16 protein-coding genes, 1 other RNA gene and 1 other annotated feature are annotated in these 21,667 nt (G+C 41.0%); of the genes, 3 read left to right on the plus strand and 14 right to left on the minus strand.

What is annotated here, in order from left to right; all coding sequences use genetic code 11:
• Positions 1 to 180 precede the first annotated feature (180 nt).
• Positions 181 to 1,455 carry a replication-associated recombination protein A gene (locus tag L1999_RS22235; RefSeq protein WP_235740549.1) on the plus strand — a complete coding sequence of 425 codons (1,275 nt, stop codon included), beginning with the start codon at positions 181 to 183 and terminating at the stop codon, positions 1,453 to 1,455.
• A gap of 73 nt (positions 1,456 to 1,528) precedes the next feature.
• On the opposite strand, the gene L1999_RS22240 is transcribed toward L1999_RS22235, so the two are convergent.
• The 7 genes from L1999_RS22240 to L1999_RS22270 form a co-directional block, all read right to left on the minus strand.
• Positions 1,529 to 2,479 (minus strand): ABC transporter permease, encoded by a 951-nt coding sequence (locus L1999_RS22240; protein ID WP_235740550.1) that lies wholly within the window; start codon positions 2,477 to 2,479, stop codon positions 1,529 to 1,531.
• A complete protein-coding gene (locus L1999_RS22245) occupies positions 2,472 to 3,398 on the minus strand; it encodes an ABC transporter ATP-binding protein (protein WP_235740551.1) in 927 nt (308 codons plus the stop codon). Before L1999_RS22245 ends, L1999_RS22240 begins: the two co-directional genes overlap by 8 nt.
• Positions 3,399 to 3,523: 125 nt before the next feature.
• Positions 3,524 to 4,291, minus strand: a complete 768-nt coding sequence (locus L1999_RS22250; protein WP_235740552.1) for a tRNA threonylcarbamoyladenosine dehydratase — start codon at positions 4,289 to 4,291, stop codon at positions 3,524 to 3,526.
• A gap of 150 nt (positions 4,292 to 4,441) precedes the next feature.
• Positions 4,442 to 4,636: non-coding RNA, 6S RNA (gene ssrS / locus L1999_RS22255), on the minus strand.
• A gap of 66 nt (positions 4,637 to 4,702) precedes the next feature.
• Complete coding sequence (gene aspS / locus L1999_RS22260) at positions 4,703 to 6,472, minus strand: aspartate--tRNA ligase (RefSeq protein WP_235740553.1); 1,770 nt, start codon at positions 6,470 to 6,472, stop codon at positions 4,703 to 4,705.
• Between the two features lie 13 nt (positions 6,473 to 6,485).
• Positions 6,486 to 7,757, minus strand: a complete 1,272-nt coding sequence (gene hisS / locus L1999_RS22265) for a histidine--tRNA ligase (protein WP_235740554.1) — start codon at positions 7,755 to 7,757, stop codon at positions 6,486 to 6,488.
• Positions 7,758 to 7,870: 113 nt separating this feature from the next.
• Positions 7,871 to 8,107: a binding site (T-box leader), on the minus strand.
• 59 nt (positions 8,108 to 8,166) lie between these two features.
• Positions 8,167 to 8,343 (minus strand): hypothetical protein, encoded by a 177-nt coding sequence (locus L1999_RS22270; RefSeq protein WP_215043858.1) that lies wholly within the window; start codon positions 8,341 to 8,343, stop codon positions 8,167 to 8,169.
• 169 nt (positions 8,344 to 8,512) lie between these two features.
• On the opposite strand from L1999_RS22270, the gene L1999_RS22275 reads away from it, so the two are divergent.
• A complete protein-coding gene (locus L1999_RS22275) occupies positions 8,513 to 10,261 on the plus strand; it encodes an N-acetylmuramoyl-L-alanine amidase family protein (RefSeq protein ID WP_235740555.1) in 1,749 nt (582 codons plus the stop codon).
• An 88-nt stretch (positions 10,262 to 10,349) separates the two neighbouring features.
• On the opposite strand, the gene dtd is transcribed toward L1999_RS22275, so the two are convergent.
• From dtd to L1999_RS22305, 6 genes are all read right to left on the minus strand, one after another.
• Positions 10,350 to 10,790 carry a D-aminoacyl-tRNA deacylase gene (gene dtd / locus L1999_RS22280; RefSeq protein WP_235740556.1) on the minus strand — a complete coding sequence of 147 codons (441 nt, stop codon included), beginning with the start codon at positions 10,788 to 10,790 and terminating at the stop codon, positions 10,350 to 10,352.
• Positions 10,791 to 10,802: 12 nt separating this feature from the next.
• Positions 10,803 to 12,998, minus strand: coding sequence for a RelA/SpoT family protein (locus L1999_RS22285; RefSeq protein ID WP_215043863.1), 2,196 nt, complete (start codon positions 12,996 to 12,998; stop codon positions 10,803 to 10,805).
• A gap of 302 nt (positions 12,999 to 13,300) precedes the next feature.
• On the minus strand, positions 13,301 to 13,813 hold the full coding sequence (locus L1999_RS22290; RefSeq protein WP_235740557.1) for an adenine phosphoribosyltransferase: 513 nt from the start codon (positions 13,811 to 13,813) through the stop codon (positions 13,301 to 13,303).
• The gene (gene recJ / locus L1999_RS22295) at positions 13,804 to 16,167 is read right to left on the minus strand and encodes a single-stranded-DNA-specific exonuclease RecJ (RefSeq protein WP_235740558.1); all 2,364 of its coding nucleotides are present in this window, start codon (positions 16,165 to 16,167) and stop codon (positions 13,804 to 13,806) included. The genes L1999_RS22290 and recJ overlap by 10 nt, the downstream gene beginning before the upstream one ends.
• A gap of 341 nt (positions 16,168 to 16,508) precedes the next feature.
• The gene (secDF, locus tag L1999_RS22300; protein ID WP_235740559.1) at positions 16,509 to 18,773 is read right to left on the minus strand and encodes a protein translocase subunit SecDF; all 2,265 of its coding nucleotides are present in this window, start codon (positions 18,771 to 18,773) and stop codon (positions 16,509 to 16,511) included.
• Between the two features lie 135 nt (positions 18,774 to 18,908).
• The gene (locus L1999_RS22305; RefSeq protein ID WP_215043871.1) at positions 18,909 to 19,205 is read right to left on the minus strand and encodes a post-transcriptional regulator; all 297 of its coding nucleotides are present in this window, start codon (positions 19,203 to 19,205) and stop codon (positions 18,909 to 18,911) included.
• Between the two features lie 146 nt (positions 19,206 to 19,351).
• On the opposite strand from L1999_RS22305, the gene spoVB reads away from it, so the two are divergent.
• Positions 19,352 to 20,902: a stage V sporulation protein B gene (gene spoVB / locus L1999_RS22310; RefSeq protein WP_235740560.1), complete on the plus strand. Its 1,551-nt coding sequence runs from the start codon at positions 19,352 to 19,354 to the stop codon at positions 20,900 to 20,902.
• Between the two features lie 47 nt (positions 20,903 to 20,949).
• On the opposite strand, the gene L1999_RS22315 is transcribed toward spoVB, so the two are convergent.
• Positions 20,950 to 21,612 (minus strand): DUF421 domain-containing protein, encoded by a 663-nt coding sequence (locus L1999_RS22315; protein ID WP_235744431.1) that lies wholly within the window; start codon positions 21,610 to 21,612, stop codon positions 20,950 to 20,952.
• Positions 21,613 to 21,667 lie beyond the last annotated feature (55 nt).

A 21,667-nucleotide genomic window follows, 5' to 3' on the forward strand; every position in this document is an offset into this window, starting at 1 on the left:
AATTCTTAGTAAATTGATAGGCATTCAAAATTATATCATATTCTTGTTTAATATGCTTTTTCAAGGGAAAATGGTAAAGTTAAATTAGGAAAGTCTATTTTACAACCTATAAATTAAAAGCCTATTTACCTTATATCAAAATTTTTAGCAAGGCATGAGTTCAATTTTGGAGAGATGATTATGCAGCAAAAACCATTAGCATTCCGCATGCGTCCACGAACGATTGAAGAAATTGTCGGGCAGGAGCATCTTGTTGGGGATGGAAAAATTATCGCAAGAATGGTGAAAGCAAAACAGCTGACATCAATGATTTTATATGGACCGCCAGGAATTGGCAAAACCTCGATCGCAAGCGCAATTGCTGGAAGTACAAAATATGCCTTTCGAACCTTAAATGCCGTAACGAATAATAAAAAAGACATGGAGATTGTGGCTGCAGAGGCAAAGATGTCTGGGAAAGTCATTTTGCTTTTAGATGAGGTCCACCGTTTGGATAAAGCCAAACAAGATTTCCTTCTTCCCTATCTGGAGAACGGAATGATTGTCTTAATAGGAGCCACAACCAGCAATCCCTATCATGCGATTAACCCGGCGATTCGGAGCCGCTGTCAAATATTTGAGCTAAAGCCCTTAGCGCCTGATGAAGTGAAGCAAGCCTTATTGCGGGCACTCAAGGATGATGAACGTGGTTATGGAAAAGAAAAAGTAGAGATTTCCGAGGAAGCATTACTCCACTTTGCCCAGGGTTCTAACGGGGATGTTCGCAGCTCCTTGAATGCATTAGAACTAGCCATTCTATCAACAGATAAGAATGAGGATGGTGTGATCCCAATCGATGTGGAAACGGCAGAGGAGTGTTTGCAAAAGAAGAGTTTGGTTGCCGATAAAGATGGAGACGGTCATTATGATGTCCTCTCTGCCTTTCAGAAGTCGATTCGCGGGAGCGATGTCGATGCCGCCCTCCACTATCTTGGCCGTTTAATTGAAGCAGGTGACCTTCCTAGTATCAGCCGCAGATTGATCGTGATTGCTTACGAGGATATAGGATTAGCTAATCCCCAAGCAGGGGCACGAACGTTAGCGGCAATTGAAACAGCTGAAAGAATTGGGTTTCCCGAGGCAAGGATCCCACTCGCAAATGCGGTGATTGAACTGTGCTTATCCCCTAAATCAAACTCAGCGGTTCTGGCGATTTCTGCGGCCCTTGATGACATTCAAAAAGGAATAGTCGGCGAAGTGCCAGATCATCTAAAGGATGCCCATTACAAAGGCGCAAAAGAGCTTGGCAGAGGGATCGACTACTTATATCCGCACGACTTTGAAAACGGCTGGGTACTGCAGCAATATTTACCGAACAAACTAAAAAACAAAAAATACTATCAGCCTAAGAAAACAGGAAAATTCGAACAAGCCCTAGCTACTGTATATGAAAAATTAACAAGATCAAAAAAGTAGAAAGAGTTGAAAGAGTAGAAACGGTGACAGGCACCATGTGAATTCTTCACATGGTGCCTGTCACCGTTTGTGTTTATGCTGCTATGTCTCGTTTTTGGAAGACGTAGAAGGCGAGAAATTGGAATAGGGCGAAATAGATGACTAACATGATTATCGAGAAGGGGATCGTCATGCCTTCGACTAGTGGCGTTCCTTCAAAATATTGCATTAAATCTGTGTTGGCAAATAAAACATATTTAGCCCAGTCAAATTTCATTGCTAACAAAGCGGTAAACTGACCACCGGTAAATAGCAAAAATAAGGAAAGTCCGATCGCAAGGGAACTGTTTCGAAACACAGCAGACATCATAAACGCCATTGTTACTAACATGATCGTATCAATGGAGCTTAGCCCATAATAAATGAGTAAATGGACAACCATATTTTGTTCGGTCACATGGCCATTATAATAATTTAAATATGGAACGGCTTTATCTGGCATTCCAAACAAAATTGCACCCAAAAGGCTGGAGAAAATAAACATAATGGCCAACATCAGAATAGCAAATAATAGCACTGTCACATATTTTGCCAATAAAATTTTAGTCCGATTAATCGGCCGGATTAATAATAGCTTAATGGTTCCCCAATTAAACTCACTGGCCACAATACCTGCAGCTATAATAATAATAAAAACACCTGCTAGCAAGATCAGCTGTGATGAATCTTTAACAAACGACCAAACGGTATATTTCTCTTTTGGCGGCATATTATGTTTAATTCGATATTCATTTATCGCTATTTCTTTCTTGAAATACTGCTTTTCCGATTCAGTCCGGCTTTTCACCATCTGTTGCTTTAGGGCATCATTTTCCTCTTTTAAAATTTGCTGCCAATTTTTATCTTGCTGAATGTCCATACTATTTTGTTGAGACTTAATCACAATGCCGACCAGGGCTAAAGATAAAACCAAAATCGCAATCATAACAATGGTTCCTGGCCGTCTAAAAATTTTCATCAATTCGTTTTTGATTAAATTAACCACGTACAGCCGCCACCTTTTCCGCTGTCACTTCAAGGAAGCGATCTTCTAATGTTTTCGCTACTTCTTTTATCCCAAATACCGAAATCTCTTCAGCCACCAATAACTTTACCAAATGAGGGATTTCCTCTTTATCCATTTCAACAGTTAATCCGTTTCTAGAACGGTTTGCTTTATTCTTTGGATAATTGGCCGTTAACAGATCCAACGCCTTATCGCTGGGAACTACTTCCAATTCATATGCGGTTTCAGTCCCATGAACAAATTCTTGGACAAGCTGTACATCTACCAGCCTGCCATCTTGGATAATCCCGATTCGGTCACACATCATTTCCATTTCAGATAATAAATGACTCGAAACAATCACTGCCATATTTTTTTCTCGGGCGAGCAGGCGGACATAGTCACGAATCTCTCTTATACCTGCTGGATCTAACCCGTTAGTAGGCTCATCAAGGATTAAGACATTCGGGTCATGCAAGAGGCACTGAGCCAAACCTAACCGCTGCCTCATTCCAAGCGAATACGTTTTTACCTTTTCATGGATTCGTCCAGATAAACCCACCAATTCTACTGTTTCGGCTATTTTTTCCATTGAGATTCCTTTTGACATTCGGGCAAAATGAACTAAGTTCTGAAACCCGGTCAAAAATTTATACATTTCAGGATTTTCAACAATTGCTCCGACATGACCGACAGCCTGTTCAAACTGTGTTTTAATACTAGCTCCGCCAATAAGAATGTCTCCGGAGGTAATCCCCATTAAGCCAACAATCATCCGAATCGTTGTCGTTTTCCCTGCTCCATTTGGACCTAAAAATCCAAACACTTCCCCTTTATTTACTTGGAAACTAATCTGGTCTATTATTTTTCGCCCTTTAATAATCTTAGTGACATCTTTTAATTCTACAATTGTCTCCAAATTCTTATCTCCTCTCAAAACAAACAATCCAATTTAAGTGTACCTAAATCTAGCAAAAATTTCCTTAGATTCAAGTCTGATCGAAAAATAAAAACCCTAAACCTCAATAGTTTAGGGCTAACAGTTTATTTCTCATCTGCAACACGCTGTATTTTAATGTCTTTTAACAATTGTGTTACCACATAGCTTGCCATAATCAAACCGGCTGCCGATGGAACAAAGGCATTGGATGCTGGCGGCATTTGTGCTTTACGGATTGGGGCATTTTCATTTCCCACTTCTTTTTTGATATCCTCACGAATCACAATTGGGCTTTCATCAGAAAAGACAACTGGAATACCTTTATGAATCCGCTCTTTGCGAAGTCTGGTACGAATGACCTTTGCAATCGGATCTGTGTGCGTTTTCGAAATATCGGCAATCTTAAACCGCGTTGGATCCATTTTATTTGCTGCACCCATACTGGAGATAATCGGGATATTACGTTTAAGGCATTCTTTCATGAGGTGAATTTTATAAACAATGGTATCAGAAGCATCGACAACAAAATCCAATTTATGACTAAAAATTTCTTCATATGTTTCTTCGGTATAAAATATTTTTAACGGAATCACTTCACAATCTGGATTAATATCCTTAATCCGCTCGGTCATGATTTCCACCTTTGGTCTGCCGACCGTTGACAAGAGGGCAATCAGCTGACGGTTGATATTCGTAATGTCAACATCATCTTTATCAATCAAAATTAATTTGCCCACACCGGATCGGGCTAAAGCTTCAGCCGCAAACGAGCCAACTCCGCCGATTCCTAAAACAGCAACCGTGCTGTTTTTCATAATTGTTAATCCTTCTTTACCAATAGCAAGCTCGTTTCGAGAAAATTGATGCAGCATTAGATTCACTCCAAATTTATAATCACTTTAATATATTTTTTCACCATAAGAATATATCATACTCGCTAATAAAAACAAGTAACCAAGTAGGAATTATTCAAAAAGAAAAACCTTCTGCTTCTGCAGAAGGTGATAGTTTAGAAAAGAACGAAGAGTCCCAATGGTGCCGTTGCTAATGATCCTTCGTTTTGATCCCGCTACTAGCAGGTGGGTGCCCTGTTTCCGCGATTGTAAGTCCCTATACCGTATAGGTGGGGCATTTACGCATGGCAGAAAACGCTGGACTCCCGAATCAATTATGTTCGGTCAAAACTTCAGGTAACACAACGAACAGTTCAGGACTCTTCTTTAATTACCTTTATCATACCATAATTTACAACAGTCATCAAGAATTATGAAAGCGAATTCTTGTTATTTATTAACATTTAATGACAAATTTAATTCTTTTAATTGTGCCTCGGAAACTTCACCCGGTGCATCCGTCAGCAGGCAGCTTGCACTCGCTGTTTTAGGAAATGCGATCGTATCCCTTAGGTTAGAACTGCCAGCAAGAAGCATGACCAAACGGTCAAGACCAATCGCGATTCCACCATGAGGCGGTGTCCCAAATTCAAATGCATTTAAGAGGAATCCGAACTGTTCTCTTGCCTCTTCAGGAGTAAATCCTAGAACGCTAAACATTTTTTCTTGAACCTCACGTTCAAAGATCCTTAGGGAGCCGCCGCCAAGTTCATAACCATTTAAGACAATGTCATAGGCTTGAGCACGAACTTTTGAAGGATCCGTATCTAACAGTTCAAGGTCTTCTCTAAACGGCATTGTAAATGGATGGTGGGCAGCATAATAACGGCCTTCCTCCTCATCATACTCTAAGAGCGGCCAGTCCGTAACCCATAGGAAGTTAAACTGACTTGGGTCAATTAGGCCTAATTCTTTACCAAGTTTAAGTCTTAAGGCGCCAAGTGCGTCGGCGACAACACTTTTCTTATCAGCTACAAAAAGAAGTAAATCTCCGTCTGTTGCTTCAAGCGTAGCCTTAATCGCTTGTGCATCCTCTTCAGAGAAGAATTTTGAAATTGGCCCTTTCAATCCTTCAGCTTCAACCTTTAACCAAGCAAGCCCTTTTGCGCCATAAACAGCCACGAATTCGGTTAACGCATCAATATCTTTACGTGAATATTTTTCAGCTGCGCCCTTAACATTAATCGCTTTTACCTGACCGCCATTTGCAACGGCTGCTGCAAAAACTTTAAAGCCAGAATCCTTCACAATTTCAGAAAGATCGACAAGTTCTAAGCCAAAGCGTGTATCTGGTTTATCAGATCCAAAACGGCTCATTGCTTCTGCATAGGTCATCCGCGGAAAGCTTGCAGGGACTTCTACCCCTTTAACTTCTTTCATTAAGCCAGACAACATGTTCTCCATCATGCCCATGATGTCTTCTTGGCTCCAAAAGCTAGTTTCAATATCGACTTGAGTAAATTCTGGCTGACGGTCGGCACGCAAGTCCTCATCACGGAAACAACGCGCAATTTGATAATAACGTTCAACCCCGCCTACCATCAATAATTGTTTAAACAATTGTGGTGATTGTGGCAATGCATAGAACTCACCAGGATGGACACGGCTAGGAACTAAATAGTCACGTGCTCCCTCTGGAGTGCTTTTTGTTAAAATTGGTGTTTCAATATCTAAGAAACCTTCACTGTCAAGGTAATTTCGAATATGTCTTGTTACCTGATGACGCATCTTCAGTGTTTCAAACATAACCGGACGGCGGAAATCTAAATAGCGATACTTTAAGCGGACATCTTCTGAAGCATCTGTCCGATCAGAGATCTGAAACGGCGGAGTTTTCGCTTCATTGATAATTGTTACCTCTTCAGCTTGCACCTCAATTGTTCCAGTTGCAATATTTTGGTTGATGGTTCCTTCTTCACGACGAACAACAGTTCCAACCACATTCAAAACATATTCGTTACGGATTTTTTCTGCTGTTTGCAGTGCTTCTTTTGATAAATCTGGATTAAACACAACCTGAACAATTCCAGAACGGTCGCGCAAATCAATAAAAATTAACCCGCCTAAATCGCGGCGCTTTTGAACCCAGCCCTTTAACGTTACCTTCTCCCCAACTGCTGACTCTGGAACTTCCCCACAAAAATACGATCTGCCAAACATGATTATCCCCCTTTTAAGCTTGCAATTCCTGAAATTGTTTAATAAATGTGTTTAGGTCAAATTCTACTTGTTCACCTGTAGCCATATTTTTAACATTAATTTTATTATTTTTAAGCTCATCGTCTCCGAGTACTGCTACATATTTCGCTTTTAAACGGTCAGCGGCTTTAAACTGGGCCTTGATTTTTCGGTCAAGATAATCTCTTTCCGCTGAAAAGCCAGCCGTGCGGAGCTGCTGCAATAGTCCAACCGTATAATCTTTTGCTTCTTCTCCAAGTGATGCTAAAAACACGTCGATTCCCTGGTTGATTTCCAGTTCAATGCCTTCTGCGTTAAGGGCAGCAATAAACCGCTCAATACTTAAGGCGAAACCAATACCAGGCGTTTCTGGACCGCCAATTTCTTCGGCCAGCCCATTATAGCGCCCGCCTCCACATAGGGTCGTAATGGCTCCGAATCCCTCCGCATTACTCATAATCTCAAATGCTGTGTGATTATAATAATCTAAGCCGCGAACCAAGTTTGGATCGACCTCAAACGGGATATCAAGCAGCGTTAAATACTGCTGTAGTTTTTCAAAATAGGCTTTTGAAAAATCATTTAAGTAATCCAGGATGGAAGGTGCTGTTTTCATTAGTTCATGATCACGGTCCTGTTTGCAATCAAGGATTCGAAGCGGATTTTTTTCGAGACGATTTTGACAATCATGACAAAATTCGCCAATCCGCGGTTTGAAATGATTGACTAGCGCTTCACGGTGGGCTGTGCGGCTCTCTTTATCACCAAGACTGTTGACAATAAGCTTTAACTTACGCAAACCCATTTCTTTGTAGAGATTCATCGCTAATGAGATTACCTCGGCATCGATCGCCGGGTCATTACTGCCTAATGCCTCTACCCCAAATTGGACGAATTGGCGGAAGCGGCCTGCCTGAGGCCGTTCATACCGGAACATTGGTCCCATATAATACAGCTTGACAGGCTGGTTAGGAAGACCAAACATTTTCTTCTCCACAAAAGAGCGGACAACCGCTGCCGTACCTTCTGGTCTAAGTGTTATGCTGCGTTTGCCTCTGTCCTCAAAGGTGTACATTTCCTTTTGGACAATATCCGTGCTGTCACCAACACCTCTTGAAAAAAGGTCTGTATGTTCAAAGATTGGCGTACGAATCTCTTGGTATTGATATTTTTCACATAGTTCTCTTGCTTTTGCTTCAATTAACTGCCACTTTTCAACTTCACCAGGCAGAATGTCCTGCGTACCTCTCGGAATGCTAATAGACATGATGGTATACCTCCTTATAAACATAAAGCTTATGTATATATAGTTAAATGGACACAATAACAGGTGCTTGCTTTTTCTGGAAAAACAAAAAAACTCCCATCCCTTGTAATTATACAAGGGACGAGAGTTTGGTTCCCGCGGTGCCACCCTAGTTGAAGAACATCGTATATGCTCTTCCTCTTAAACAGTTAACGCCTGCTACGTTCATCTTCTACTAAAGCGCTGCTTTTTCAAAGAGAAGCCTACGGAGTGTTCTTTCACTAAGGTACATGGAGAAATGCTCTCAGCCTAAGGCACTTCCTCTCTTTCCATGGATGATCTTAATTACTATGCTCCATCATTGGTTATTCCTAATATGACTTATATTTATTTAATAATACGGAGCAACCGTGGTAATGTCAAGAAAGATTTAAGACCTTCCTAAGTGTTTTTTTAACTTTCTGACATCGCCCATTGTGATCCCAAATTCCGATGCAAGCTCAATCGAGTTTGTATGACCTTCTTTTTGAATAAAGTCATGGAAATCCACCCCAAAAAGACGGCCCTCCATTGATTGTATGTTCATGCCCTTCTCACTTGATCTCATCACCCATCACCTCTGTCTTTTTTACTAGTATTTCCACCAATTACATAAAACTTGCAGGAAATTAATTTTTTTAAGCAAGTTTTCTAGTAAATTTAACTTAATTAGCCATTTTAGGAATGAATTTCTGTACTTTTTACGATAAAATATATACGGATAAAGGAGGTTGTCGATGTCAAAAAAATTCACACTATTTCTCTTCTCTATTATTCTCATTTTCGGTACCTTCCTGCCGCAAGGAAAAGGCATGGCCTCTAGTGGAACTGTAACCATTTCGACTGATACGGTTAATGTTCGCAGCGGCCCAGGATTAAGTTACCCTCTCACTTTCATCGTAAAAAGAGGCGAAAAATATTCGATTGTAAAAGAGACTGGAGATTGGATTGAAATCAAACTAGCACTAGGCCAAACAGGCTGGATCGTTAATTGGCTGGTCACAAAGGATAACGAAACCAACTCTGAACAGGCTTCCACGTCAACAGGAAAGAAAATGGCCAAAGCCAACACTGACCAATTAAGAATTCGTTCTGGTCCTGGGACAAGTTTCCCGATTGTCGGCTTTATCAATCAAGGACAAGAAGTAACCATCCTTGATCAAAATGAAAACTGGTATAAAATCACCTCGTCCTTTGGCGAAGGATGGGTAATCCGAGAATTTTTAGATATCCAAACCGGTAACAGTCCCTCTGCTTCATCTAGCAATCCCAAGATGGGTACAGTCACCGCAGATACTATAAACATCCGAACGGAAGCGTCTGCATCGAGTCCTATTATTGGTAAACTAACATATGGTACGAACGTCACCATTATTTCCAAACAAAATAGCTGGCTGGAAATTAGTTATTCAAGTCTAAAAGGCTGGGTAAAGGCTGAATTTATTGAAACACAATCTGGGACCTCTAAAGACACACCGAAGAACACTTCAACTGGGGAGTACGGTACCGTAACAGCCGAAAGCCTTAGTGTCCGTTCAGACTCTTCATTAAATGCGGCCATTATTGGCAGTGTTGCAAAGGGTCAGCAATTTGCTATTTTAGAAGAAAATAATAATTGGGCAAAAATAGAGTATGAGTCTGGCAGTTACGGATGGGTCTCCGGATGGTATCTGGAGAAAACAACCGCTTCCACTCCTGCCAAGCAGTCATTAAAGGATAGCAAAGTGACCATCTTACATAACGGAACAAATATTAGACAAGAAGCAAAGGTCCAATCGAATGTGGTCGCTCTTGCTAACGAAGGAGATTCTTTTATAGTAAAAAGGATCGTCAACGATTGGTATGAGATCAAGTTAAAGAACGGTCGTACTGGGTTCGTCGCCGGCTGGATTGCTTCAATGAATGGGTCCAATACACAGATTCAAAAGAGCGGCGCCGAAAGCTATCTAAAAAACAAAACGATTGTCCTCGACCCTGGTCATGGCGGAGGGGATAATGGGACTACCGGTGCAAATGGAACGCTTGAGAAGGAACTAACATTAAGAACCGCACGGCTTTTGTACGATAAACTAAGAGCTGCCGGAGCTAATGTCACCTTGACAAGAAGCAGTGATTCCTTTATTACGCTGCCATCAAGGGTAAATGCGGCCACTGCCAATGATGCCGATGCCTTTATCAGCCTGCATTACGACAGCAGTTTAGATCGAAGTGTGCGGGGAATGACAGGATATTATTATTATAACGATCAAGAAGGATTGGCGGATTCGCTCTATACCTCAACAGTTGCTCAAACAAAATTGGAGGGGCGCGGGGTAAGATTTGGTGATTTCCATGTCATCCGGGAAAACAGTCAAAAAGCTGCTCTAATTGAACTGGGATATTTAAGCGACCCACAAGAGGAAATTACTCTTAACTCTGGAGTATTTCAAGAAAACGCCGCCTCAGGGCTTTATGAAGGCTTAGCGAGGTATTTTAAAAATAATTAAACAAAAAGCTCTGGAAGATGACTCTTCCAGAGCTTTTTTGCGGTTGGCTGGCTCAACAAAAAAAGCCCGGCAAGAATGCCAAGGCAGCCTACTTACTTTCTACAATCAACGTAACAGGTCCATCATTGATTAATTCTACATCCATCATGGCGCCAAACACACCCGTTTCAACCGTAATCCCTTTGTCCCGAAGCATCTGATTAAAGGCTTCATATAAGACCACTGCCTGTTCGGGCCTTGCCGCGTCCATGAAGTTTGGCCGCCGCCCTTTCCGGCAGTCACCATAAAGGGTGAACTGAGAAACCGAGAGAATTTCACCGCCCACATCCAATAACGAAAGATTCATTTTTCCCTCACGATCATCAAAAATTCGAAGGTTCGCAATTTTATCCGCTAAATAGAGGGCATCTTCTTCTTTATCCTCATGTGTCACCCCAACCAGAAGGACAAAGCCTTGCTTAATCCTCCCGGTTATTTCACCATCGACAGTAACCTTGGCTTTCTTGCTGCGCTGCACTACTATTCTCATGCTAGAAACTCCTTAATTCATAATCCGGCGAACTGAATAAATGTCCGGGATTTGCTTAATGCGCTCCACAACCTTTTGGAGGTGGCTGACATTATGAATGGCAATTGACATAATAATCGTTGCCATTTTATTACGGTCCGACTTCCCGCTAACAGCTGAAATATTGGTCTTCGTCTCACTAACCGCCTGGAGAACCTCATTAAGCAGCCCCTGTCGGTCATAACCACTGATTTCAATATCAACGTTATACTCTTTACGATCGTTTAAGGAAGATTCCCACTCAACCGGAATTAATCTAGATTGAGCATCGTTCGAATCAATATTTGGGCAATCAGAACGGTGAACAGATACTCCGCGTCCTTTTGTGATAAAACCGACAATCTCATCCCCCGGAACAGGATTACAGCATTTGGATAACCGGATTAATAGGTTATCAATCCCTTGCACACGTACACCTGATTCCCGCTTTTTCGTCGACGGAAAGGCTTTTAAATCGGTAATCGCATTCGCAATGGTTGCTGATTGTTCTTTATCCCGCTTTTTCCGCCACTTCTCGGTTAAACGGTTGGCCACCTGCAAGGCGGTAACACCGTTATAGCCGACAGCGGCATACATATCTTCTTCATTGGAAAAATTAAACTTTTCTGCAACCTTTTTAAGATTATCCGGTGTTAAAATTTCTTTTATATCGAATTCCATTGTGCGGATTTCTTTTTCAACCAGTTCTTTGCCTTTAATGACATTCTCATCACGGCGCTGCTTCTTAAAGAACGCTCGAATCTTGTTCTTGGCTTGTGATGTTTGAGCGAGCTTTAACCAATCCTGGCTTGGTCCGTACGAATGTTTTGAAGTGAGAATCTCAATAATATCGCCAGTCTTCAATTTATAATCGAGTGTGACCATTTTTCCATTCACTTTGGCACCTATCGTCTTATTGCCAATTTCGGAGTGAATCCGATAGGCAAAATCAATCGGAACAGAGCCAGAAGGCAATTCGATCACGTCACCCTTTGGTGTAAAAATAAATACCATATCGGAAAACAAGTCAATTTTTAATGACTCCATAAACTCTTCGGCATTGGCGGTATCATTCTGGAACTCAAGAATTTCCCTAAACCAGGTAAGCTTTTGTTCAAAGGTGGAGCTGTCGCTAATTGTTTTACCTTCTTTATAGGCCCAGTGGGCAGCAACCCCGAATTCCGCAATTTGGTGCATCTCGTACGTACGAATTTGCACTTCAAGCGGATCTCCCTTTGGCCCAATAACCGTTGTATGCAATGATTGATACATATTGGGCTTTGGCATTGCGATATAGTCCTTGAAACGCCCTGGCATTGGCTTCCAGCAAGTGTGAATAATGCCAAGAACGGCATAACAATCCTTAATACTATTGACTACAATCCGTACAGCCAGCAAATCATAAATTTCACTGAATTGTTTATTTTGCAGGGCCATTTTACGATAGATGCTGTAAATATGCTTTGGGCGTCCTGAAAGCTCAGCTTTAATCGATACTTCATTTAAGCGGCTCTTCACTTCATCGACGACATCATCCAAATATTGCTCGCGTTCGGCCCGTTTCTTCTTCATTAAGTTCACAATCCGGTAATACTGCTGTGGATTTAAGTATCTTAATGCGGTATCTTCCAACTCCCATTTAATCTTAGAAATACCTAGACGATGAGCTAAAGGTGCAAAAATTTCAAGTGTCTCATTTGAAATCCGACGCTGCTTCTCTACAGGAAGATGCTTAAGTGTCCGCATATTATGCAAGCGGTCAGCAAGTTTAATCAGAATCACGCGGATGTCTTGTGCCATTGCTACAAACATCTTCCGGTGGTTCTCGGCCTGCTGCTCCTCATGAGACTTGTATTTTATTTTCCCTAACTTTGTAACCCCATCAACAAGCATTGCCACTTCGCTGTTAAAAGCCTCTGTAATATCCCCTAAGGTTACATTGGTGTCTTCTACAACGTCATGGAGAAAACCAGCCGCCACCGTTGCCGGGTCCATTTCAAGGTCCGCTAAAATACCGGCAACCTGAATCGGATGGATAATATAGGGCTCTCCCGATTTTCTATATTGTTCACGATGGGCATGTTTCGCATACTCATAAGCCTTTTTGACTAATTCAACATGCTCATCATTTAAATATTTTCTAGTCTTGTCGATGACTTGGTCGGCCGTTAACACTTGATCGTTCGCCATGAAATCACCTTTATTTTCATCTCATTTTTTATATCAACGTATTTTGTAAGTCCACCTGATGGTCTGAACAAAATATCTATCTATTTGAATGCTTTTCTAAAAAAAATTGTTACTAAATTAGAATGATTGTTACCATTATCGAAAAAATTTGCGGAATTGTAAAGGGATTGGGCTGTTTTTTTACTAAAATACGCTAATTTTGTCGCTTTTGTTGTTTTTGTGACGCCCAATACAAGGTAAAAAGCCCACCTTTTTCATTATATAAAGAGAGCACTCGTATCCTGAGTGCCCTCATGCCTTCATTAATAGTGCATCAATGTTAGAACATCGTAGCCGTCTAATTTATTACGGCCTTCTAAATAGCTTAATTCCACTAGAAAAGCGATTCCGGCTACCACACCGCCAAGTTCTTCTACCAATTGAATCGTTGCTTCGATCGTACCGCCTGTTGCCAGCAAGTCATCGGTAATTAACACTCGTTGACCAGGTCGGATTGCATCTTTGTGGATGGTTAAAACATCCTTACCATACTCCAATCCGTAGCTTACCTTAATGGTTTCTCGTGGCAGCTTACCTTCTTTGCGGACTGGGGCAAAGCCTACTCCTAACGAATAGGCAACCGGGCAGCCAATAATAAAGCCACGTGCTTCCGGTCCAACGATAATATCGATTTGCTTCTCTTTTGCATATTCAACAATTTGGTCTGTTGCGTATTTATAGGCTTCACCATTATTCATTAAAGGGGTGATGTCTTTAAATTTAATCCCCGGTTTTGGCCAATCGGGTACGATTGTGATAAATTCTCTTAAATCCATTCTTTAATTGCCTCCTCAGATTCAACCGATCCTTGAATGACTTGATCGAACCAGCCTTTTAATTCTTGAAAGGAGGAAAACAATAATTCTCTTTCAAGAGCATACTGGGCCTGTTTTGTTTGATAAGTTTGGGAATCAGTCAGGTCACGCTTTGGCGCGCCCGTATTTAAAGTGATAAATCCATTGTTTATTGTAACAAAATCTAGTTCAGAAAACACCTTTGACATAAATTTAATCGTTTCCTGCGACCAGCCGCGATGTTTCGCTATGGTTTCACCATGAAGCTTCAAGTCGATTGGGCCTTTTTTTAGCAGAAAGGCATAGAACCATTTGAAGTGGTCGCGGGTTGGCAGAGTGGAAAAATAATCGCTTGCTTCTTTATAAAAATAAGTATAAATCCTTGCAGGCTCTTTTCCAGATACTAATTCTTTTACATGATCCTTGGTTGGCGGGAAATCAACTAAAGCAATATTGGCTCCTAATCCATCAAAGGATTTGGCATCTTCAATAGTTTGAATAAGGATCGTCTCAGACCGCAACTCTGGGTTTATTTTTTCAAGGTGCTCTTGATTAAAAATAATAATTTTCCTGTTTTCAGCAGGTACAATCGTTTGGAAGTGATCCGCTCGTTTTTGTCCGCGCAAATCAAATAATTGCCACGAATGGACAGCCATATCGTGAATAAAGATTTGTGGTTTACGATTATTATTCCATTCATTAATAGATAATTCTCCAATTAATGAAATTTTTGAGACAGGAGAAATTTGGTCAGCAAGCGCACCTAAACCAAACCCTACACCATCAAGGGTGGAGCCTTCTTCATTTACTAAGACCTTTAAATGATTTTGTCCACTGCCAATCTTTCTCATACTCGTAATCGCCACATTATCGATTAACACTTTTGGCTTCGGGTTATCCATGCCAAACGGGGCGAGCAAACTTAGTTCATCTAAGGAAGATAAACTGATATCTTGAAGATGTAACTTCTCATCAAGCTGCGTTAATGGGATTAAATGTTCATCTGTCAGCTGCTCGTCAGCGAGGCGGTTAAGGCGCTCACGGAGTTCAGCAACGTCTTCAAGTTTTAATGTCATCCCAGCTGCCATCGGATGTCCGCCAAAATGGGGCAGAAGTTCTCTGCATGTCGATAAATTTTTAAATAAATCATATCCGAGAATACTTCTTGCCGAACCCTTAGCGACACCTTTGTCCGGGTCAAAATTTAGCACGATGGTTGGCCGATAGAACTTTTCGACAAGTCTTGAAGCCACAATTCCAATAACACCGGGATTCCAGCCTTCTTTCCCAATCACCAATACTTTATTGGTCTCAATCGGGTAGTTTTTTTCAACCTCAGCGATTGCTTCGGCCGTAATGGTGTTGACGATCTCCTGCCTTGTTTTGTTTAACGCATCCATTTCTTCAGCTAGACTTTGAGCTTCCTCCGGGTCTTCTGTTAATAACAAATGAACGGCTAAATCTGCATCTTCGAGCCTGCCGACCGCATTAATTCGTGGTGCAATGGTAAACCCAATCGTTTCTTCATTAATTGCCTTAAGGTCAACCCCAGCAACTTTTAAAATAGCTCGGAGGCCAATATTTTGGGTTACTCTCAGTTTTTCAAGACCTTTTTTGGCGATCAGGCGGTTTTCGCCTTTCAACGACACTAAGTCAGCAATTGTTCCGATGACGGCAATTTCAAATAAATGATCGGGAACTTCCCCATATAAGGCATGGGCCAGTTTAAAAGCGACACCGACTCCAGCCAGTTCGCGAAATGGATAAGTGCTATCAGGCAGTTTGGGATGAATGATGGCGAGTGCCTCTGGTAAAACCGGTCCAGGTTCATGGTGATCGGTAATAATTAAGTCCAGGCCAAGTTCTTTTGCAACAGCTGCCTCATGCACAGCCGCTATTCCTGTATCTACAGTGATAATCAATTTAATACCATTTTCCGCCGCTTGACGGAAAGCAGATTCATTTGGTCCATATCCTTCTCTAAAACGATTAGGGATATAAAATTGGACATTTGCCCCTAAATCGCGAAGTGTAATCATTAACACCGAGGTGCTGCTTACTCCATCGGCATCGTAATCCCCAAAAATAAGAATAGGTTCTTGTTTATCAATCGCCTCTTTAATTCGTTCAACCGCTGTTTCCATTCCTATAAGTAAATATGGATCATGAAACCCATCTTTTCCAAATAAAAAATACCGAGCAGAATCTACGGTATCCAGTCCACGGTTTACAAGCAGGGATGCAACCAGAGGTGTTATTTTCAATTCATTTACAAGCATTTGGGCAAGTTTATGATCAGTTTTGCGAACAATCCAGTTAGTTTTTGATTTTAACAATTGTACGTTCACCCCTCAGACTTTCTAATTATACAGGAGCGAGGATAAGCTTTCAATCAAAAGAAAAAACTGCAAATGGTTTGCAGTTTTTCTTTTAATATTGCTGTGTTAATCTTGAATGTTGATTTCCGCTCCAGACGGCTTCGCTTTCCGCGGGCGTGCCGGGGAGCCTCCTCGGCGCACTTGCGCCTGTGGGGTCTCCCCTGCCCCGTACTCCCGCACGAGTCTTCGCCGCCTTCCGCTCCAATCAACATGTTAGAAAATCAACCATAACCTTTAACACAAACTTTAATATAAGACTTGTCTAGCTTCGCATTCAGCAGCTAGTGGACAGCGCTTTTCTAAACCTGTGGCTGATCCGAATATTTTCTCTTTTCTTTAACCGTTCTAATAACACCCTTCTTTTTCAGTTCTTTACACTTCATTACATACCATAAAGAACCTGCGATAAAGATAGATGAATATACACCAACGATTAGACCGACAAATAAGGCAATTGAGAAGTTACGAATCGATGGACTTCCAAATATCATTAAGCACGCTGTCGTTACAAGTACCGTAAGAACTGTGTTAATGGATCGGGTTAATGTTTGACGAATACTTACGTTTACCACTTCCGCAATATCTTGAACGGTTTTAAGACGCTTTTTCTTCTGCATGTTTTCACGAACCCGGTCAAACGTGACAATTGTATCGTGGTTTGAATAACCGACAATGGTCAAAATGGCCGCGATGTAGTTTAAATCTACTTCAAGTCTTGTGATACTGAAAATGGCAATCATAAAGAATGCATCATGCAGGATAGCAGCAATCGCTGCAATGGCCATATAGGCTTCAAATCGTAAAGAAACATAAAGAATGATGATGATCGACGCCAGCAAGACGGAAATAAAGGCATTCTTCGCCAGCTCTTTTCCGATCGTTGGAGATACGGTGCTGACATTCGGCTCAAAGCCAAATTCCTTTTTGAAATCTGCCTTTAAAGACGCAATCTCATCTTTTGTCAGAACACCAATCATTCGAACAGCACCAATTTGATTTTTGTTTCCTGAGATGACGACATCATCAGGTTTTAAACCGCGATCAGTAAAAGCACTTTTCACTTCTTCTGCGGTTAATGGTGTTTTCGATTGTACTTCTATCCGAGTACCACTTGAAAAATCAATCCCTAAGTTCAAGCGGAAAATGGCAAGACAGATAATACCTGCAACAATGAGCGTACCTGATAAAATAAATACTTTCTTTCTCATTCCAACAAAATCAAATTTATCAAATCTGGTAGGCAGGTCGACCGTATCAACGTTATCCGTAATTTTCCTAATTTGTGAAGGATGTACGGCAAACCAGCCCGGTCTTTTATTAAAGAGACCGCTCTTCACCCATAGTCCTAACAGGAGTCTTGAACCGTAAACATTGGTCAAGAAACTCATTAGAACACTCACGATTAACATGGTCGCAAACCCTTTAACAGAACTTGTCCCATAGAAAAATAACACGCATGCTGTCAGAATGGTTGTTAAGTTGGCATCAAAAATGGCTGTAAAGGCATGTTTTTCACCAGCTTCGAACGCGGATTTAAGGCTTCTTCCTACCTTCAATTCCTCGCGAATCCGCTCATAGGTGATGATGTTGGCATCCACGGCCATACCGATCCCGAGGATAATGGCGGCAATTCCCGGCAGCGTCAGGACCCCATTCATCCAATCGAAAATTAATAAGACCAGATAAGTAAAAATCGTTAATGTAATCGTAGCAATGAACCCTGGAAAACGATAATAGAAAATCATGAATAGGTAAATGATTGCCACACCGAGAATTCCAGCGAAAATAGTTTCATTTAATGCTTGTGCCCCAAACTTAGCCCCAACTGAAGTGGAGTATACCTCTTTCAGTTTAACTGGCAGTGAACCAGCATTTAGTAGAGAAGCCAAGGTTTGCGCTTCTTTCGTTTTAAAACTGCCGACAATCGAAACGGTATCCTGATTAAAGACTTCTTTTACAGTAGGAGCCGATAAAAACTTAGGCTTTGCTTTGGTTACTTCCGTTTTGAAGGAATCTTTGCCTTCTTCGAAATCAAGCCAAATAACTAGATAATTGTTAGGCGCCATATTCAAAATTTCCTGAGAAACTTTGCGGAATTTATCTGCACTTTTTAATGTTAACGAAACACTTGGTGCACCGTTTTGATCAAAGGTTTGCTTAGCTCCTCCTTGTTTCAAATCGGACCCATCCATCATTAGTTTGTCATTCGCATCACGGAAAGTTAAATTTGCCTGTGTGGACAAAATTTCCCTTGCTTTATTTTGATCTTTAACACCGGCAAGCTGCACGCGGATTCGGTTTGTACCTTCAATTTGAATACTAGGTTCACTTACCCCTAGAACGTTAATCCGCTTATCAAGAGCTTCAGCGGTGCTCGCCAAAACATTTTTGTCAATTTTTTGACCCTTTTTCGCAGGCTGAACCTCGTACAAAACCTCAAATCCACCTTGAAGGTCTAGTCCAAGCTTCATATTATTTAAGATGTTCTTTGTTGTTGCTCCTATTGTGCCTCCAATTATTAGGATCACAAGAAAGAAAGCAATAATTCTACTACGCTTTACCATTATGTATTGTTCCTCCTTAGTGCTTGTGCATGTAGCACTGTACGTCTATCTCTAACAAAAATAATGAAAAAGTCACTGCTTTCATTATGAAATAACTTATAAGTGCTGTCAATTTACATAAATGAAAACAATTTCTTATTTTAAAAGTTCTTTAAGCTCTGCTTCATTATCAAATGAGAATTCGGAAGTTTTATAGGATTCAATTGTTACATAGTTTAGATAGTCACTTACCCTTACAGAGAGAATATCTTGGATCATTTCATAAAGCTTCATCTCATGTTTTACTTTTTTCCACTTTTTCTTTACTAAGAATTCCCAAAGACCTTGTTCTCTTACAGAATCAACGCCGAGCAGGCGAAACTCCTCCAATTTGCTCTTTAATGCCGGCTGTACTTGGGTACGAAAGTCTTCGTTTACGTGACTATTATCCATTCTCACTGCCTCCCAGAAATCTCGTTTGCGCTTTCACTTGAATGAAATCATTTAAAAAGCTTTTACAACTTGTCATGCTTTGTCCACCCTAAGGCATATAGTTAATTGTATATGAATTCTTCTTATTTGAGAAGGTGGGAACCTAAATGTCGAAGTTTTTAAAAGGGACTTTCATCCTTTTAGTTGCGGGCTTTATCACAAGAGTCCTTGGCTTTATTTATCGCATCGTTCTGGCAAGAAGTATTGGTGAAGAAGGCGTCGGTTTATATATGATGGCCTATCCTACGTTCATTCTTGTGGTAACGATCATTCAGTTAGGCCTTCCAGTTGCCATCTCGAAAAACATTGCAGAGGCAGAGGCCAAAGGGAATTATGCCGAAATCAAAAAAATTCTCGTCGTATCCTTGGCGATCACGGTGGGTTTATCCATAGTCCTGACACCAGCATTGATTTTACTGGCACCCGCTCTATCTAGCACTCTCTTCACCGACCAAAGAACCTACTATCCGCTGATCGCGATTGCCCCTGCCATGCCTATTATCGCCGTGGCCTCTGTTTTACGCGGATACTTTCAAGGCCGGCAAAATATGCGGCCCTCAGCCATTTCGCAAATACTCGAGCAATTTGTCCGAATTACGTTAATCGCAACTGCTACTAAAACATTCCTCCCATATGGAGTGGAATATGCAGCAGCAGCAGCCATGGGGGCTTCCGTTTTAGGGGAACTGCTTTCGCTTATCTACTTGCTGACAACATTTAAATTAAAAAAACGATTTAAGCTGCGAAAAAACTTTTTCCAATTTGTTCACAAAGGGAAACGTACATTTAAAGAATTAATGGAGATTGCTCTGCCAACGATGGGCAGCAGAATGATCGGCTCGATCTCCTGGTTTTTTGAACCGATTGTCGTGGCCCACAGTCTTGCCCTTGCAGGTGTTCTGGCTGTCAATGCCACCAAACAATATGGCGCCCTAACCGGCTATGCTATGCCGTTGTTAATGCTGCCTTCCTTTGTAACCTTTTCGCTGGCAACCTCCCTTGTTCCTGCCATCAGCGAAGCCAATTCGAAAAATAATCATAAATTAATTGAATATCGACTTCAGCAAGCGTTGCGGTTTGTTTTTTTAACAGGCGGTCTTGCCGTTATTATTCTCTATGTATTAGCGGACCCGCTCATGCAGCTAATGTACGGCTCAACAAAGGGAGCCTATTTTATCCGCTTGATGTCTCCCTTTATGCTGGTTTATTACTATCAAGGTCCCCTGCAGGCAGTATTACAGGCATTAAATCTTGCTCGAGCAGCGATGCTTAATAGCCTAATCGGTTCTGTAGTTAAAACCGCTGTCATTTTCTTACTTGCTTCACAAGCTACATTTGGGATTACTGGAGCTGCCTTAGGAATTGTCGTAGGTTTTGTCCTTGTAACTGGATTACATTTTGCAACCGTCTTAAAGAAGGTGTCCTTTTCCTTCTATGCCTGGGAATATTTTAGGGGTTTCCTCGTGATGGGGCTTTCAGGCTGGCTGGGCTATTATCTTTTTGAACATTTCCTGTTACAGGAGCATTTAATCATCCGTGTCATCACTTCTGCACTTGCTATGGTTGTTTCTTATATAGTGATGCTCGTTTTATTCCGCCTCATTAAAAAAGAAGAACTAAAACGGATCCCTTGGTTTGGGAATTTAATTCCCAGCTAAGCAGCTTAATAAATCAAAAGAAGACATGCCTTATGGGCGTGTCTTTTTTAATCGATGTCCTTTAGATCGATATAGAAATTTCCATTTTCAAAACTGCAAAAAGAAATATCTTTAATATCGCGATATCCCTTCTTCTTCAATTCCTGGCGCAGCCACAGGTTGGTTTTATTGATTCTCTTTAGATTTTCTTCATCAATTTGTCCATCCATTATTAAAGGAATTGTAATATCGCCTTGCTTGGTTGGGTCTTCAGGATTTTTTAATTTTTCAATAACAGATAAACTTCCAGACGGCTCCAAAATAGCAAATTCGACGTCAGCAATACTGCGGATGTCCTTTTCTCTTAATTGCACCATTAAATCATCAAAATTATAGCGCTGCTTCCGCATCGCTTTTTCATCAATTTTTCCTCTGTTTATAATAATAATCGGTTTGCCATCAATCAGATCACGAAACCTTTTACTCTTTAAGGATAAAATCGCCATAATAATTTGGATAGCCATTAAAGCTAACATTGGAACCATTGTGTGAAGTAACGGAGAATGATGATTCTCGATAGCAACGACCGCCATCTCACCTATCATAATAAATACGACTAGATCCAGTATACTTAATTCGCCAATTTCGCGTTTACCCATCATCCGAAAAATAATAAGGATGAGGATATAAAACAAAATGGTCCGAGACACGATCGATACATATTCCACAATTGGTCGCCCCTTTTTTTAAATCAAAGAATAGTATCGGGTATTTGATAAGCATTTA

Origin of the sequence: Neobacillus drentensis (assembly GCF_021560175.1) — a bacterium.
Taxonomy (GTDB): Bacteria; Bacillota; Bacilli; order Bacillales; family Cytobacillaceae; genus Neobacillus; species Neobacillus drentensis_A.